This window comes from Acinetobacter sp. ANC_7503 (assembly GCF_056780035.1).
Window position 1 is genome coordinate 363,349 of the sequence record NZ_JBWYJA010000001.1, and the last position, 18,065, is coordinate 381,413.

General features: G+C 39.5%; 15 protein-coding genes. 4 read left to right on the top strand and 11 right to left on the bottom strand.

Going from position 1 to position 18,065, the window contains the following annotated elements; genetic code table 11:
• Positions 1-13 precede the first annotated feature (13 nt).
• Together AC1M9M_RS01890 and AC1M9M_RS01895 are read left to right on the top strand one after the other, a co-directional pair.
• The gene (locus AC1M9M_RS01890; RefSeq protein ID WP_092766206.1) at positions 14-316 is read left to right on the top strand and encodes a type II toxin-antitoxin system RelB/DinJ family antitoxin; all 303 of its coding nucleotides are present in this window, start codon (positions 14-16) and stop codon (positions 314-316) included.
• Between the two features lie 121 nt (positions 317-437).
• Positions 438-881 (top strand): GNAT family N-acetyltransferase, encoded by a 444-nt coding sequence (locus AC1M9M_RS01895; RefSeq protein ID WP_481595453.1) that lies wholly within the window; start codon positions 438-440, stop codon positions 879-881.
• Between the two features lie 50 nt (positions 882-931).
• Here the strand turns inward: AC1M9M_RS01895 and AC1M9M_RS01900 are convergent, their stop codons facing one another.
• Positions 932-1,660, bottom strand: coding sequence for a pseudouridine synthase (locus AC1M9M_RS01900; RefSeq protein ID WP_481595454.1), 729 nt, complete (start codon positions 1,658-1,660; stop codon positions 932-934).
• A 123-nt stretch (positions 1,661-1,783) separates the two neighbouring features.
• Here AC1M9M_RS01900 and AC1M9M_RS01905 point away from each other — a divergent pair, with 123 nt between their 5' ends.
• A complete protein-coding gene (locus AC1M9M_RS01905; protein ID WP_092766204.1) occupies positions 1,784-2,236 on the top strand; it encodes a DUF441 domain-containing protein in 453 nt (150 codons plus the stop codon).
• A gap of 120 nt (positions 2,237-2,356) precedes the next feature.
• Positions 2,357-3,208, top strand: a complete 852-nt coding sequence (locus AC1M9M_RS01910; protein WP_481595455.1) for an alpha/beta hydrolase family protein — start codon at positions 2,357-2,359, stop codon at positions 3,206-3,208.
• A gap of 49 nt (positions 3,209-3,257) precedes the next feature.
• On the opposite strand, the gene gltS is transcribed toward AC1M9M_RS01910, so the two are convergent.
• From gltS to AC1M9M_RS01960, 10 genes are all read right to left on the bottom strand, one after another.
• The gene (gene gltS / locus AC1M9M_RS01915; RefSeq protein ID WP_481587009.1) at positions 3,258-4,481 is read right to left on the bottom strand and encodes a sodium/glutamate symporter; all 1,224 of its coding nucleotides are present in this window, start codon (positions 4,479-4,481) and stop codon (positions 3,258-3,260) included.
• A gap of 51 nt (positions 4,482-4,532) precedes the next feature.
• On the bottom strand, positions 4,533-4,844 hold the full coding sequence (locus AC1M9M_RS01920) for a hypothetical protein (RefSeq protein ID WP_481595456.1): 312 nt from the start codon (positions 4,842-4,844) through the stop codon (positions 4,533-4,535).
• Positions 4,845-5,064: 220 nt separating this feature from the next.
• A complete protein-coding gene (locus AC1M9M_RS01925; RefSeq protein ID WP_481595457.1) occupies positions 5,065-5,331 on the bottom strand; it encodes a hypothetical protein in 267 nt (88 codons plus the stop codon).
• Positions 5,332-5,404: 73 nt separating this feature from the next.
• Positions 5,405-6,193, bottom strand: a complete 789-nt coding sequence (locus AC1M9M_RS01930) for a hypothetical protein (RefSeq protein WP_481595458.1) — start codon at positions 6,191-6,193, stop codon at positions 5,405-5,407.
• Positions 6,194-6,351: 158 nt separating this feature from the next.
• Complete coding sequence (locus AC1M9M_RS01935; RefSeq protein ID WP_481595459.1) at positions 6,352-8,991, bottom strand: bifunctional aconitate hydratase 2/2-methylisocitrate dehydratase; 2,640 nt, start codon at positions 8,989-8,991, stop codon at positions 6,352-6,354.
• A 290-nt stretch (positions 8,992-9,281) separates the two neighbouring features.
• Positions 9,282-9,551, bottom strand: coding sequence for a hypothetical protein (locus tag AC1M9M_RS01940; RefSeq protein ID WP_481595460.1), 270 nt, complete (start codon positions 9,549-9,551; stop codon positions 9,282-9,284).
• 143 nt (positions 9,552-9,694) lie between these two features.
• Positions 9,695-10,072 carry a hypothetical protein gene (locus tag AC1M9M_RS01945; RefSeq protein WP_035267099.1) on the bottom strand — a complete coding sequence of 126 codons (378 nt, stop codon included), beginning with the start codon at positions 10,070-10,072 and terminating at the stop codon, positions 9,695-9,697.
• Positions 10,073-10,145: 73 nt separating this feature from the next.
• Complete coding sequence (locus tag AC1M9M_RS01950) at positions 10,146-10,580, bottom strand: I78 family peptidase inhibitor (RefSeq protein ID WP_481595461.1); 435 nt, start codon at positions 10,578-10,580, stop codon at positions 10,146-10,148.
• Between the two features lie 118 nt (positions 10,581-10,698).
• A complete protein-coding gene (locus AC1M9M_RS01955; protein ID WP_481595462.1) occupies positions 10,699-15,222 on the bottom strand; it encodes a translocation/assembly module TamB domain-containing protein in 4,524 nt (1,507 codons plus the stop codon).
• Between the two features lie 43 nt (positions 15,223-15,265).
• The gene (locus AC1M9M_RS01960; protein ID WP_481595463.1) at positions 15,266-18,022 is read right to left on the bottom strand and encodes an autotransporter assembly complex protein TamA; all 2,757 of its coding nucleotides are present in this window, start codon (positions 18,020-18,022) and stop codon (positions 15,266-15,268) included.
• Positions 18,023-18,065: the final 43 nt, after the last annotated feature.

Genomic DNA, 18,065 nt, shown 5'->3' on the forward strand with positions numbered 1-18,065 from the left:
TTGGTTTTAATTCATGAGAAAAACAGAAGTTTATCAAGTCCGACTTGACTCACAAGAAAAAAAACAAGCCTTTGCAGTTTTTAAGCAATTGGGGATTACACCAGCGCAAGCAGTGCGTTTATTTTTCAAACAAGTTGTACTGACAAAGTCCATTCCTTTTGCAATCGAAAATCAAACGATCAACATGGATCAATTGTTGAAACTCAAAAAGCTTAAGCAAGAACAACAAGATTCCAATACTACAACTTCGAGTTTAGATGACGACGATTTTTTTGCAGAATTGAATGCACTTTTGGGTGAAAGCGATAAAGATTAATTTTTGACATAAGTTAACTTTGTCGTATTTCTAAACAATTTAATTTACAGCGCCCTGCGCAAATATGTTTAGCTCTTCATCATAACAAGATTAAAAATAATGATCTGAGGAGAGCTCAACAGTGATAGTACGGAAAGCCACAACAGAAGATCTCAATCAACTCGCTGTACTTTTTGATGAATACCGACAGTTTTATGGCGCATCATCCAATATTCAACAATCCTATGATTTTCTAAAACAGCGATTCGAAAACCAACAAAGTGTTATTTTTATTCTCATCAAAAATGATGTAATCACTGGCTTCGTGATTCTTTATTTAGGTTTTTCATCCCATGCTTGTTCAAGCTACTACATTCTAGATGATGTATATGTCACTCCAATTTATAGAAGACAAGGTTCAGCTCAACAACTCATTGACACTGCAATTTTGTTTGCACAATCCGAAAAAGCCAGTCGAATTTCATTAGAGACACAACGAAGTAACTTTCAATCTCACCAACTTTACGAAAAGATGGGCTTCGTCAAAGACAATGAATTCCAAACCTATCATTGCTTTCTATCTTAAGGCATTACATAACATATCGTCTTGAGAATAGAGTCTTTAGCATTGATGATTTAAATCTCAAGGAGTTGAGCATCAGGACTTTGATTTTTTGCGGCGAGTATTTGCTGTTCAGTGAGATAGCAATATTCACCTTCAGCAAGCTGATCTAATTTTAATTGTCCAATTTGCAGTCGATGCAATGATTCAACACGATTTCCCACAGCAGCAACCATACGTTTAACTTGATGATAAACGCCTTGATGCACTGTAAATTGTAGGTGTTGTTCGCTTATGAGTTGAATGTCTGTTGCTTGAAACAATCCTGTTTCATTGCGAAGCTCTACACCTTGACCCAATTGAATGATTTGCTGCTCAGTGACTGGATCTGCTGTATGCATTTGATAAACTTTAGGAACATGTTTTTTAGGATGAGTCTGCGCTTGCAGAAATTGTCCATCATCTGTAATAAGCAATATACCAGTCGTGTCTTGATCTAAACGTCCGACTGTTTGCACTCCCCTTTGCAACAATATGTCATCGATTAATTCAAACACGCTGAAGTGATGCGTCGCTTGATGCGAGCATTCATAGCCTACAGGTTTATTGAGTGCTATATAAACTTTTTCACGATAAGTATATTCATCGTTATACACGTGGAAGCTAAGACCTTGAAGCTTCAGTTTATATTTCGGGTCCGTGATCACAGTACCATCAATGACCACTGCACCAGCTTTAATTAATTGTTGACAATATTTTCGTGATCCAAAGCCTTGAGACTGTAACATTTTTTCCAGAACCATGAATCACTTCCATTACTTACAATATTCGTTGAAATTTAAAGGATGCCATCTGAATGCAGACTTTAAATCAGTTAAACTATTATAACTTTCAAGTACTGTCCTGATAAGCACTGGATCTTCTTTATGTCTCAATTAGACCTCAATTTAATCGTTCTAATCATTTTATTGGCATGTGGAATATTCAGTCAAAATACAGCTGTCACAATTGCAGTCGCAGTACTTATTGTTTTTCGTATCACCCCTTTAAACGAGTATTTTCCATTGCTTCAACAGCATGGTTTAAATATCGGCATTATTATCCTCACCATTGGCGTACTCACGCCAATTGCCAGTGGCACCATTCCGGGTAAAGATATCCTCAAATCATTCTTGAGCTTAAACTCAATTTTAGCAATTGGAATCGGGTTACTGGTGGCATGGTTAGGTGGTCGTGGCGTAACGCTTATGGCGAATCAGCCAAATATTGTCGCTGGACTTCTGATTGGTACTGTAGCAGGTGTGGCTATTTTACGTGGCGTCCCTGTTGGACCTTTAATTGCAGCAGGAATACTTTCCATTATTATTGGCACTTCTTGAAACAGGTTGCTTTCACGACTGAACAGTCATTTCACAAACGCAACAGTCATTATTTGTTGGTTTGATCTTTTAGAACTGCAGTAAAGTATTTTGATTACGGATACGTGCACAGTTTAAATTATGCAAAAAATTAAAATTATTCGTCAGGATCAATACGAACTCGCTGCTACCTTTTTTCCTGCCGAGCATTCAAAGCGTCTTCCCGTCTTGGTGTGCCCTGCCACTGGAATTACTCAAAAGTTTTATCATCGATTTTGCGAATGGCTTAACCAACAAGGCTATGCCGTAATGGTGTTTGATTTTAGTGGTATTGGTGCTTCTCTTTATGGCCCATTGAAGCAATCCAAAGCAAGTATTGTGCAATGGGGACAGTTAGATATTCCCGCTGCGATTGATCAACTCTTACAACTTACCCATGCCAAGCAAGTTATTCTTGTTGGTCACAGCGCCGGCGGACAACTCATTGGGATTACCCCAAATCATAATAAAGTTGCAAAAGTCGTTGCAATTGCAGGTTCGACTGGGCATGTAAAACGGCTCAAAGGTCGTACGAAACTACTTGCCCCTGTGATGTTTAAAGGTATTTTTCCTCTCGCACGTATGATGCTCGGTTACGGCCCTACCCAAGCCATTGGTATGGGGGAAAATCTACCGAAAGATGTTGCACGTGACTGGGCTCAATTTTGCAGTCAACCAGGCTATGTTATTAATGCGATTGGCAAAACGGTTACCCTAGATCAAGATTATCACAAAGAGATACGAATTCCTGTCACGGCCATTTGGGCAAGTGATGATGAGATTGCAACCGAAGCAAATGTTCAGGATTTACTTCGTTTGTATCCTAATGCACCTACTGAAGCGATCGAACTCAAACCTAAAGAGCTTGGACATAAAGCGATCGGACACATGATGATGTTCAAACAGTCGCATCAAAATATTTGGCCGATGATCGAATCTCAACTGCATATTTAACTCTCCATAAGTAAAAAAACCGCCTTAAAGGCGGTTTTTTAAACTTGCTCTATCCCAATATACCAATGGAAAGCTGGATCACTATCGCATTTACAATATCAATGAAAAAAGCACCTGTCAGTGGAATGAGTAAGAATGCTTTATGTGAAGGACCATAGGTATTGGTTACTGCTTGAATATTGGCAATAGCCGTTGGCGTCGCACCCATACCAAAACCACAATGACCTGCTGATAAAACCGCAGCATCGTAGTTGCTCCCCATCACCTTAAATGTCACAAAAGCAGTGTATAAAATCAATACCAGCATTTGCACAATCAGAATCGTGACTAACGGACCTGCCAAATCTGCTAATAACCACAGTTGTAGTGATAACAATGCCATAGATAAATAAAGTGATAAAGATGCATTTCCAAACACGTCAATCGCACGATCAAAGATATTTACTTTGAATACATGTTCAAGCAGATTTCTCAAAATCACACCTGAACCTAGCGCCCAAACAAAGGTTGGAAGCTCAAACCATTTACCCTGACTAAAATCTGTCATTAAGTTTGCCGTGAATATACAAAGTGCAAACATACCAAGGGTCGAAACCGCATTACTTGCAGTAATTAAGCGTGTCTTTTTTGGATATTCAAATGGTGCAGATTTTAACTGATCATCCAATTGTGATTCGTTTTGATCATTGTCAATTTTGTTAGCCAGTTGATGACGTTTAATTAAAAATTTAGCAACTGGACCACCAACGATACCACCAATGATCAGACCAAAGGTCGCACTTGCCATACCCAATACAATAGCACCTTGAATGCCATGCTGGGTTTCAAGCACTTGGCCCCATGCACCTGCCGTGCCATGACCACCCGTTAAGGTGATTGAACCTACAATTAAACCGATGAGCGGATCTAAACCTAATACCGTCGCTAAACTCACCCCAACAATATTTTGAACGATCACAAATCCGATCACACAGAACAAAAATATAAATAGGGCTTTCCCGCCATCTTTTAATTTAACAAAATCTGCACCTAAGCCCACAGAGGTAAAGAACATCAGCATTAAAATGCTTTGAATTTGCGCATCAAATGTGGCACTGATATTAAAGAATTTAAATAAGATGAATGCTGTAATTGCTGCGACCAAACCGCCAATCACAGGTTCAGGTAAATTGTAGTTTTTAAAGAATTGGACGCGGTTGACTAGATAGCGCCCAATAAATAGAAAAAATACGGCAATCACGATGGTGCCAAAGGCATCAACTTCAAAATTCATTGTATTTCCCTAATGTTTTAATTTTAATCAATTTTCACAAAGAATTTTGCTTTATTCAGCTACTGAAATGTAATTTTTCAATGATTTATAGGCAGTACATTTATTTGTACTGCACTGTTGGTTTATTGCGATTGTTTTCTTCTTTGTTCTCGAATATTCGCGAACTCGATCTGGCTCGACTACACCTAGGTGGTGCTGATTGTAATAGCGCTGTTTATCGTATTCAGACATGTTTACTGTTTCATCTTTATATCTCTGATAACGTGCGTCTTCTTCTGAATCAGAATTTTTAATCTCCACGCTTGAACATGCAATGAGCGATAGACTGATTAAACTTAATGTAAGTAGGCTTTTCATATTCATGCTGTGTTCATTTTTTGCTTATTCTATTTATTTCACCTTTCTAGATTGTTGCTGTCTGTTTTATTTATGGTTACGTGCTTGTAAGATTTTCGCAGTAGTCGATTTGAATTTATATTCGATTCAGCATGACGAATCTATTTGAATGTGTTTTAATGCAGGCAGTATGAGATGAGCCTTATATGAGTATCACGTGAGTGGTACGACTAGCCCCGTTAATTTTTTAATTACGTGGCTTTTTCATGGGCTTTCTTTTTCGGTAGATGACGGTTTCTCCATATTTTTGAAACACCCACTCTTTGGCTTGTTGATCAGTGATGTTTTCAAACACATAGTAGTCATGATCCCATGCTTCTTGATGGAAAATGACCTTCTTCGTATAAGTTTCATTCTTTCCATTGGTCATACAAACAAAGCTGTCGCCTTGGTCTTTAACTTGGGTTCCGTGGAGGAATCCACCGATACAGAGGAAACGGGATGGTTTTGCCATTTTTACATCAATTAATAAATCATTTTCAAGGTAGGATTAAACGATTTATTGAAATCGGTGTAAAGTAAATTATTTACACACCTATAGAATTAACTACGTTTTTACCTTTAGCTGTCAATTCATAAACCACCCCTTCATTATTAAGATCCTTTAATAAACCATATTGAACTAGTACATTTATAGCTTCTAAATACCTTAAATACAATTGCTTATCTGAAATATCTGAGATTACATTCTTTGATACCTTAACAAATTGACTCCCACCTATTTCTCTCCTTTCAATACAACCATCGTCACTTTGAAAAATCTCTATTAATACTTCCTTTTGAAAATTAGATAATCCTTTTGAATCAAAAATTTCTAGATTATTTTTATAATGAACTAAATCATTTCTTTTTTTTCTTAATTCATCAATTTCACGCTTTAAGCTTTCTTTAACACTATCATCTTCTATTTTTTCAATATCTACATCACGCTTTGCTTGTGCAATTAATTCATTTTCTTTATTCGCTAATGCTCTTGTTCGTTCTTGTTCTAATAAATTTTTTTCAGCCAAATACTTATGTTCCCTTACAAGTTTTTGGGAATTTAATTTTTCATAAGCTAATCGAGACACCGATCCAAATAGAACTTTTAGCCATGGTGTTATTAATAAAATAATTAATGATGTAGCTATAGGAAAAAAGATCAAGCTCCAAAATGTTGTAACAGCATCAAATAAATCTATTTTTTCTTGTGCCGTTCCTGTTGCAAAACAAAGTAAAAACAAACCACGCCAATTGAAAGCTAGAAATGACAATACAAAGAACCCCCAATAAGGTTCTTTAACACGTGTATTGATAGCTTCAAATAATTCTTTCATTGAACACCATAATTATAATTTTCAAGTGAACTTTATTCCCTTATAAAAATAAGGGCTGATTTCTCAGCCCTTATTTTAAACTACTTTTTGCTCAAGAAAATCATAGATTTTCTCTTGCGCTAGGGAAAAGCCTTTCGGCTTTTCTTTATCCTAGCTCATTAAGACAATTGAGCAGCAGCAATTTTCTTCGTATCAACGTCTTTAGCAGCATCTGTATAGTCGTTCATTTGATCGAAGTTCAAGTACTTGTAGATATCCGCAGACATGCTGTCGATTTGAGCAGCATACTGTTGGTATTCTTCAGGAGTTGGCAACTTACCAAGTACCGCAGCAACAGATGCAAGCTCAGCAGAAGCCAAGTAAACGTTCGCACCTTGACCTAAACGGTTCGGGAAGTTACGAGTAGAAGTAGATACAACAGTTGTATTTGGAGCTACACGTGCTTGGTTACCCATACATAATGAACAACCTGGCATTTCTGTACGCGCGCCAGCTTTACCATAAGTATTGTAGAAACCTTCTTCCATCAATTGGCGTTCGTCCATACGAGTTGGAGGGGCTAACCAAAGACGAGTAGATAAAGAACCACCAGGTACTTTGTCTAAAAGTTTACCAGCTGCACGGAAATGACCGATGTTCGTCATACAAGAACCGATGAATACTTCATCAATTTTGTCGCCTTGAACGTCAGAAAGAAGTTTTGCATCATCTGGATCGTTCGGGCAGCAAAGGATAGGTTCTTTGATGTCAGCAAGGTCGATTTCATACACTTTCGTGTATTCAGCGTCAGCATCAGCTTTAAGAAGTGATGGATTAGCTAACCATTTTTCCATGTTCTCAACACGGCGCGCCATAGTACGAGCATCGCCATAACCTTCAGAAATCATCCACTTCAACATTGTGATGTTTGAACGAAGGTATTCAGCAACTTTCTCTTCAGAAAGTGTGATCGCACAACCAGCAGCAGAACGTTCAGCAGAAGCATCAGATAGTTCGAACGCTTGCTCAACAGTTAAGTCAGTTTCCATTTCTGATAAGTCGATCTCTAAGATACGACCAGAGAAGATGTTTTTCTTACCTTTCTTCTCTACAGTTAAGTCACCTTCTTTAATTGCGTAGTAAGGAATCGCATGTACTAGGTCACGTAAAGTGATACCAGGTTGCATTTTACCTTTGAACTTCACAAGAACTGATTCAGGCATATCAAGTGGCATAACACCAGTTGCTGCAGCGAACGCTACAAGACCAGAACCCGCTGGGAAAGAAATACCGATTGGGAAACGTGTATGTGAGTCACCACCAGTACCAACTGTATCTGGAAGAAGCATACGGTTTAACCAAGAGTGGATAATACCGTCACCTGGACGTAAAGAAACACCACCACGGTTCATGATGAAATCAGGAAGCGTGTGTTGCATTTGAACGTCAACTGGTTTTGGATACGCAGCAGTATGACAGAAAGATTGCATTACGAGGTCAGCAGAGAAACCTAAGCAAGCTAAGTCTTTCAATTCGTCACGCGTCATTGGACCTGTTGTATCTTGAGAACCAACAGTTGTCATCTTAGGTTCGCAGTAAGTACCTGGAAGTACACCTTGACCTTCTGGAAGACCACAAGCACGACCAACCATCTTCTGAGCAAGCGTGAAGCCTTTGCCAGTTGCAGCTGGTTGAACTGGAGTACGGAACAAGTCAGAAGCAGGAAGACCCAATTCTTCACGTGCTTTAGTAGTCAAGCCACGACCAATGATCAAGTTAATACGACCACCCGCACGTACTTCGTCTAGAAGTACTGGAGTTTTTAACTCAGCTTCAGCAATTTGAGCGCCATCTTTGAACGCTGTAACTTTTGCAGTCGCTTTGTCAATCTTTAACGTGATTTCGTCGCCCATGTTCATGTTTGCAACGTCGATCTCAACAGGTAACGCACCTGCGTCTTCCATAGTGTTGAAGAAAATCGGAGCAATCTTAGAACCTAAGCAGTAACCGCCTTCTTTCTTGTTTGGAATGTGAGCGATTTCGTCACCAAAGAACCAAAGTACAGAGTTAGTTGCAGATTTACGAGAAGAACCTGTACCAACAACGTCACCCACGTAAGCAACTTGGTTACCTTTCGCGATTAATTCTTTGATTTGGCTTAATGGACCAACTTCACCAGGAACTTCTGGGTTAATACCATCACGTACGTTTTTAAGCATCGCATTCGCGTGTAACGGAATGTCTGGACGGCTCCAAGCGTCTTGTGCAGGTGACAAGTCGTCAGTGTTAGTTTCACCAGTAACTTTGAAAACTGTAAGTTTGATTTCTTCTGGAACGTCTTTACGGCTAGTGAACCATTCAGCGTCAGCCCAAGATTGAAGAACAGCTTTCGCGTTTTCGTTACCTGCTTTTGCTTTATCAGCAACGTCATGGAACGCATCGAAAACAAGAAGTGTTTTCTTAAGCGCTTCAGCAGCTAAAGCACCAAGCGCTGCGTCTTCTAATAATTCAACTAAAGGAGCAACGTTGTAACCACCAAGCATAGTACCTAGTAAGTAAACCGCACGCTCTTTAGAAACTAATGGAGAAGTCGCTTCACCTTTCGCCAAAGCAGCCAAGAAAGCAGCTTTTACGTAAGCAGCTTGGTCAACACCTGCTGGAACACGGTTTTCAAGCAAATCAACTAAGAATGCTTCTTCGCCAGCTGGTGGATTTTTTAATAATTCAACTAATGCAGCTGTTTGAGCGTCATCAAGTGGCTTCGGTGGGACTCCGAGTGCGGCACGTTCTTCAACGTGTTGGCGGTAAGCTTCTAGCACGGTGTTATTCCTCTTCTTTAAAAAATTACTTGCAATATCCTGCTTATAAAGCCTGCAAATAATATGGACTGCTAAATTTTACTAAAATTCCGGTTAAAAGTTAATGCAAGAAGAGTGTTTCTTTGTGATGACCATTATTTTCTTACTAAATGATCTCTCTTCTGATTACTCATTGCTCAATATGTTGTTTTATCGAACAATTCTGACATTAACATGAAGCTTTTACGGATCTGAAATAAATAAAAGGCAACAAGATGTTGCCTTTTAAATCCTTTTTTGACTATTCAACCTTAGTGGACAGTCGTGCGATCTAAATATTGTTGCAGACTTTCTCGTGTTCCTTCGAATCTGACCAGAATTTCATCATCATGTAACATGCGGTGTTCGGCACAGGCAAAACTAATGTGTACCTGATAAATTTTGGCATGTTCATTGATCATATTTTTAAGATAGACTCGATCCCCTACACTTAGGACGTAATGGCTGCCATTAATTACAGCAACACCATTGGCATCTTCAAGCAGAAGATCGGCATTATTCAGGTATGCGACCACTTCCATTGTTTCGCTCCTTTTGTTTTATTTATCTTATTTTTATATAAGCTTTTCTATTTTAATGCTAATCAAAATTTGTAATTAATTTCGACAAAAAAAAGGGAAACTTACGCTTCCCTCTTTTTTATGATCGATCTTATTGTGGCGCCTTAAAACTGTTTGTAGTCAGGCAGATTATCTTTATCGTAAGGAGTGGCTAAACACTCATCCGTTGCTTCTTTTTTGAATTTAGCCATTAGTGCATCACGATCCACTTCTAATTGATTCGCAGGATAAGCATAGACCTTCTCAATTTGAGCATCTACAAATTTCTTCGTCGTCGGATCGGTCAGTTTAGAAGCATGTTCGACCGCCGCAGTTTTCTCGATACCATTTTGACGGTCTAGCAAAATAGATCGTGCAGCATTACCAATACTGGTACAGTAACCATGCCAGACTTCTTCAGGGGTTAGTGGTTTTTTTTCTTCACAAGCACTGAGCAAAACGGCTGAACCAAGTACAGCACCCAGAATCACGAATTTGTTCATACATCTCTCCTGTTGCGGCTATGATAATCGAGTTAAACCGAATAGGAAATCGTGTAATGACATTTCTCGTTCATTAGCCACAGCTTGAGCGAATAATTTTATTCTGATCATCCACGGTTACTGTAATACGATCATTTCGATAATCCATAGTAACCAGATCATTTGGTCCGACACGGCGAATAATTTTGGCTTTGGTTTTATTCAAAATCTGTTGATCATCAAGATTATGCATACCGACTAATTTTTTCGCTTCTTCAGGCTTGCAAATATTTTGATGATGTCTAAATAGTTCCCATTCCTCTACCACAACACCATCTGGCAACTGGCAATAACCCACTTGACCATTTGCCTCATCACGTATTTCTAATTTTCCACCTTGTTGAACACAAAATTTGCTTGCAGGATTAGCCATTCCAATTTTTGGAGTAAGTTGCTCAGTTTGAGTGGTTTGACAGCCCGCCATGAGTGTTGCTGCTATCATCGCGATGAATATTGCAATTGTTTTCATTTTTTAAATCTTTCTTGTCCGATAAATTTTAAGTCTAGCATTTTAACAATAGGGCTTAAATTTAATTTCGGTTTATACAGTGAATTAAAAAGGGCTTCGATTGAAGCCCTTTTACCTTTTAGAATCTCCAATTGTAGAAAATATCAATGGCTTTTTCTAAAGACTGACTTGCTTCCAGATAGAGTCTTTGGTTCATCTGATATCGTAGCGTCAATTTATTGACTGGCGTAAAGACACCAACACCATAACGGATATATAAATCAGGGGTCAGATAACCTGTCACACTCACTTGAGTGTCATCGCCTGTTCCTTGCGCATCAAGAGCAAGACCACTTAACCCAAATGTCTGTCCAATTTGATTGGTTAAAGCACGTGTACCACCAAGCCCTAAGCTAATCCCCGCTGCAGCAATGGTATTGTTCACATCTGACTTAAAGCCTTCTGCTTGACTCAAGCTACTTGAACCTTCATTGATTCGACCTGTAATTAAGGCATTCATTGCTTCTTGTTCAGACAACCCGGCATCATTAAAGACTTGGATATTTGGACTGCTTGCAGTTCCAGTAACACGCACACCAACTGTACTGCCTGAAATGAGTTTACTTGCTTCAACCTCAAGGGTTGGGTTGGACAATGCGCCATTGAAACGTGCAATTGCACGACTTAATTCTAAAGACTGCCCATAAGCTTCAATGGTAACGCGTTTACTTACACCAATCGCACCATTGGCACGCATGGCAGTTTCTAATCCGCGTTGCGTTAAATAAATTCGCCCAAGTAATGGAATACGACTATTAAAGCCTTGGAAAATTACTTGGTTTCCTAAATTTAATTCTAAGTCAGCGCGGATATCCCATGGCTTTGCAGCCTTAAGTACCGCGAGTTGGTTATCACCTTCACGTACCACTCGAACATCGGCTGATAAAGGCACTACGGACGCGCTCGATTCTGGCATTGAAATCAGCGCACGCGGAACTTCAACTTTACCATTCAAAGTTAACTGCTTACTGATAGGACGTGCATCTAAATCCATTTCAGTGTTCAGAACAGCTGTGATTAATGGTGCTTGGCGAATAAATAAATTATCACCTTTGAGTTTTAAACGAATTCTAGGATCATTTTTCCAATCGATATCACCCGTTAACTTGCCCACACCTCGACCACTATTGAAAGCGCCATCGATCGTCGCTTGGTTTTGACGAATAGATGAATACAGCTGAATATTCGTGAGATTAACAGGTAACGAAATCATGCTGATTGAACCATTTTTAAGTCGCATTTCGCCGTTAAATAACGGTTGAGTCAATGTCCCACTGATTTTACCCGCAAGGGATAAATTACCATCGATTTTACGCACATCCGAAATGAATGGTTTTAAAATTTTCAGTTGTACTTGACTCAGAGCAACTTCACCACGCATTGGTTTCGAATCAACAAATGGATTCACCACAACATTTGCATATCCAGTCCCAATATTCGGAGCTTTCAAATCAGCACGAAGTAATAATCCTTCACGAATACTTCGTGCAATAAGACTTACTTCATCGTAGTTCATCGTGGTGCTGATATCATCTGGATCGGCAGCTGCTAGACCGACAACACCATTACGCGTAACAAGTTTGGCATCGATTTTTGGTTGAATGCCTTGCCCCCAAGACGCTTTAGCATAACCATCCATTTTACCCGTAATTGCGAAACCTTCAGGCATAAATGCGGCAAAGTCACCAAGATCTAAATTCCGACTCACAAATGAGGCGCTACCTTTGGTCTTACTCACACGTAAGGGCTGATCGAAGCAAAGTTGGCTTTGATTACTGGTCCAGCAATGAGCACCCACAAATAATTCTGTTTTCGCAGTATTATAAATCACAGGTGCAGGTTGGGCCTGTTTTAAATGCGCGCGTGCTGAGTCAAAGTCACCTTTTTGAATTTGACCTAACCAATCATTCGCAGGATTAAATCCACCTGCCAGTTGTACATAAAATTTAGACAGCTTGTTCGCGGCTTGGACTTTCAATAAATGTGCTTTTCGCGTGCCAGCAATCGAGACTTCAGCGTTTTGAATCTCACGATTGCCACTTCTTAAACTGTCCATTCTTGCAGTTAATGCAGTAGGCACTGTATCTGAAGTTGGTAATTCCCCTTGGATGTTGAGTGATTTGATACTGACAAGATCATTGAAACCAAAGTTATTCACCTTCACATTCGCAGTTGCTGACAATCTCGGTTGAGACTGCACATTAACAAAACCTTGCGCACGACCACGTAAACCAGGATAAAGCTCAAATAATGCAGGCGCGTCAATCTTAACGCGAAGATTCTGAGCATTCCCTTCGGCTTGAATCTGATTCTGCGCATACACCAAATACAAATTATTGGCTTCAAACTGTTGTGGCAAGAAACCTGTCTGATTCGAATTAAGAATTACAGCAAGATTACCTTTTGCTCTCAGCGGTTTTTTATTGATCATGCCAGCGAGATTGAGTCGATCAATATTAATTTTTTTCAAACGATCTGACCAAACACCATCCGTTTTGACATTACCTGAAATTTCCCCTTTAACACTTGAAACAAAATAATGAGGCTTAAAGCGTATTAAAGAAGCATTAATGTCCCATCCGATTCCATTGGCTAAATTGACTAAACCATTGGCATTGATCTGACCCGCAGCACCATGATGTTTAAATTCGGAAATATTGATGCGCTGAGGTGTGCCTGCTACACGTATTTTAAGCTGACCATCCCCTTGTGGCAGTTGGCTTGCATGTAATGCACCATCATAATTGACTGCGAAGCCTTTAAAGCCACCACCCGACTTTTCATCATGTAGAAGAATGGCTGCTGTACTTGAGCCAGTCAGCTTAATTGTTTCCGGTGGATTTTGATTGGCAAGTTGACCTGAAAGATTGATCTGATTTAACTGAATAATTTGCTGGTTAGGTCGAGCAAAGCCACTCGCTTGAATTTGTCCATTTAATAAATTTACAGGAGCAGCAGAACTGATGGTTTGCGGATTAAAGTCTTTTGCATTAAGCACCGCATTCCACTTCAACTGTCTTTGATCAGATGGTAATTCAACCTTGGCATTTGCTTGTAAAGATCCTTTTCCATCTGCTTGATAGATAAATGAAGGAACATGAAGATCATTACCTTTAAGGTCTAATTGGGCATTGTATTTGCCAGCAGGTAAAGTTCCTTTTTCATTTGCACCAACTACGGTTGCCACATGAATATTTTGTTGACCTTCAACTAAAGCAAGTTTTACATCCCCAGATTCACTACTTAACCAACCAATGTACGGAACAGCACGATCAATATTTTTCCAAGCGACATCTAGCAACATTGGATTCGGTTTATTATTTTTTTGTTCAGCTTGATTAAGATTTAAATTCCATGTTTCATATTGGTCAAAATCAATAAGTGCTGTGAGAGCTAATCCCTCCTCTAACGACCCAGCTGAGGCAATTTTGGCATCCAAACGTTCTGGCAGAAAATCTTGCACCACCTGTGGAATCACTTTATCTTTAGGATTGATTTTATCTAAGCGACCTTGCACATCCCAAGTGACTTTATCCTTCCATCCTAAGACACCCGCAAGATTCAGCGCCCCATTCATCAATTGACCATTCAGGTTTGAAATATTCAATTCATTGACGAGATCTGTATGCGCCAGCGCAGTATATTGTCCTTGAGGAATATTTTTACCAGAAATATCGGTATTAATATCCAAATTCAAACGTTGGATATCTCCAGAAAACTTAGCAACTCCTTGTTTAGATAAGAGCTCCTGTTCTAGCATTAAAGGCCAGTGATAATCTTTAAAGTTTAAAGCACCTTGCATCGGTACATTTTTGCGAACTGGATGTACCACTGCCCAACCTGTTAATAAATCAGGGGTACGCGTGGCAATGCCCGCTTGAATGGTATCTAAAGAGCCTTTTGCATGGAGATAAATATCCTCAACGTTGATCGACTTTAAAGATGGGAGTCTTACAACTGCTTGCGCATCTAACGGATATTTACCTTTAAAATCCATCTGACCTGTTGCTTTTTTTACAGACAAATAACCCATATCAAACTGTGAATCTTCAAACTTAAGCTCAGTACCTGACCATAGTGCTTCGTTTAGGATAATGTCATTAAATTGTACTTTAGAACTTGAAGTCTGAATGACCAATTGATCGATATCGGCTTGATCAACACGTAAAACAAAAGGGAGTTTAATTTCACTAAACTTAAATGGCTCATCACTTGGCGGTGACTTGTTAATGACACGCAAATTTCGGACATCGGCACGATTCAAATGAATTTCTTTATCTAATATGGCACGCCAACCCAAAGTGACATCAGCTCTATCAATTTTCACATCAACTGATTTCAGCGTCACCAATACATTTTTTAGAATGATGCCTTGAAGTAAATTTCCACCTTCATATTCATACTGAATAATCTGTTGAGTGGACAAAGCACGGTCAAGTAAGAATTTACTGCCTTTGTCTGTTGAAAACATTACGGCAAGCGAAGCCACAAAAAAGATCAGAATAAATAAAATGATCAGCAATACACGGCGTAATAAACTTCGCTGTGGCGTCACGTTTTGATCAGGTTGTTGCTCTGGTTGCTGCTCGATGTCTTCAGCCATACTTATTCCAAAAAATGTTTGAGTACTTTTATTATCTTAAATATTAAAGTTGCGGCCCGATAAAGAAATGTAGACGAATAGGTTTACCAGGATCAGATATCCCCGATGCCACATCTAGACGAATTGGACCAATTGGAGAGTTCCAGCGGATTCCTGCTCCTATGCTATATTCAGTATCATTGGTAAATTTTTCATCATAAGCATTACCAAAATCACTAAATAACGCGGCGCGCCAGCCTTCTTTAAATTGGTAATTGTACTCTAAAGTCCCAATCGCACGCGCTTGACCTCCGACTTTATATCCAAATTCCACAGGGGACAAACTCTTATAGTCAAAGCCTCGTAGACTTTGGTCACCCCCTTCAAAGAATCTCAAGTTATAGGGCACTTTTTGAAAATCTTCTGTGATGATATAACCGAGGTTTGCCCCACCAATGAATTGATGATCATTGTTACTGCCTAATGAATATAAAAATTTCCAGTTCGCATTTACAATCGCCATATCAGCATCGGATAGCAGGCTCTCACTCCCCAATTGGATTTTGTAGTTTTGTTTAAATCCTTTAGTCGGATTCAATCGATTATCACTGGTGACTTTAGTGGCTTCATAACCAAGTAATAAAGATTGCTGCTCATCATTACCCGTTGCAACGACAAACTCTGGGATTTCATCCCAATTGGTATCTGGGTCAAGTGTCTCAGGAATATCACCTTCAATCGTCATACGATCTAGACGATAACGCACACCAAAAATATGCTGCCAATCACGACGCGCTCCTTTAATAATTCTGTCAGCTCCGGCAACAGCGGATTCCACGATGAGATTTAATCCATTCCCAATTTCATCACGATCTTCACGCTCGTAACCACCAACTAGACTGACATAATCATTTAATGGGTGTTTATATGGAATATTATAACGACCATCAATTGATTGTCTGACTTGTGACAACTCTAAGTTTGCATCAAACGAATGACCACGATCATTCACAATAGAACGGCGGTACTGACTTCGTAAGCGTACACCTGTATCAGTACCATAACCAATACCCGCTTCAACACTATTTAATTTATCCGCATTCAATGTCACGATGACAGGGATTTTTTTCTCTTCACGTGCTAAGGCTTGTAAACGCTCAGTTTCTTCCTGCTTGGCTTGCGCTTGATTATCAGCATCATTACGCTCTTGCAAAGTACGACGTTCATTTCCACCCGCAAATTGAGTTTCATCTGCCACATTCTGCGTGACTTCTTCTGATGAACTTGCCTGTTGTTCAGCCTTTTCTTGACCTGTTAATAAACTTCTATCAATTTTTTGCTCATCCACTAAAGCCTGCAAATCAGGTGCGAGTTCAAGCGGCTTAATAATTGGATCAGGTTTAACAGCGTCAACAAGGCTATAGTTAAAATAACGTGAATTGGTTAAGTTGTTGGCTAATACATTTACACGCCATGCGGTAAAGTCTGCACCTTCTTGCCAAGGAGCTAAGGTTCTTAAAATATCTTCACGAATCGGTAATTTTTTTGATGGATCACTCATTCTAAACTGCACATCATCCAGCTTATAACGTTCACCTGTTTCCATCTTCAAATTTATATCTGCTTGATTTTGAGGGCGGGCCAACATGACATCGTGCATTCGCCAATAATAATCAAAGAAACCATTGTTATTCGCCGCTTCAATGATTCGAGCTTTTGTCGCTTCATATTTACCATGATCGAAAATATCACCCACCTCCAAATCAGGAAGCACTCGAATCACTTGCAATTGAGCAAGATTCTGCCCAGGCCCAGTAAATTCAATATTTTGTTCTCGCACCACTACTGGATTATGAGGTGTGACATTGACACTTACTCGGTTATCACTGACTTTTTCAAACTTAAATTCAGCATCGTAATAACCTACGGCTTGTGCAGCTTGGACAGTCATATTACGGAGTTGCGGGACGGCAGCATTGAAATCTGAAAATGACTCAACAGTGAATGATGATAACTTTGCTTTGATATTGTCCGCGAGTGGTTTTGGTGCGCCCGTAACATCTGCGGTAATACGTGGCACAGCAGCGGGCTGATTAAGACGTGGAGGACGTATTTTGTAGAAAATGCGTTTAAACACATTTACTTTTTCTGGTTCTTTATTTTCAGGTTCTTGGGTTTGAACGGATAATGAACGTCCTTCCACATTTTCAGACACCTCAATCTGACGATCAGACTGAATATTTTGCATCAACTGATCAATGTTGACTGGCGCTTTTGTTAACTCAGCCTCTGAAATGTCAATCGCAGGTAGATCTTGTACTTGAATGGCTGGAGTCGTCAATCCCGATCTGAAATTTTGCGCTTCCTGCTTGGCTTCTTCAGCGACTGATAAAATTTCATTGGCAAGTCGAGGGTCCACACTCTCCTCAGGCAGCAACTCCAAATCATCAAATTCTATCGGCTTGAATTGCTCTTGTGGACTCAATTGCTCTTGCTGCTGAAGCATTTCATAACTATTAAAATCATCTTGCCCACTCAACTGATCTATTTTTTGATCAATACTTTCAATTTTCTCTTTTGACAATCCCTGTTGCTGCGCAACGTTTTCAATTTTTTGTTTATTATTTTCGATGGCTTGTACGGATGTCGCAGGCTCAAGCTCCTGACTTGATACCACTGTGTCAGCTGCAAATAACACAGGTGAAGAAAGCGCACCTAAAAAAACACTTGCATATAACCATTTATTGATATCATTTGATATCCATGTGTGCTGTACACATTGGGAAAGTAATGATTTTTTAAATTGTGTTTTCGATGGCATACTGCGCTCTGAATACTTTATATTTTAAATAGAAAATACGGAT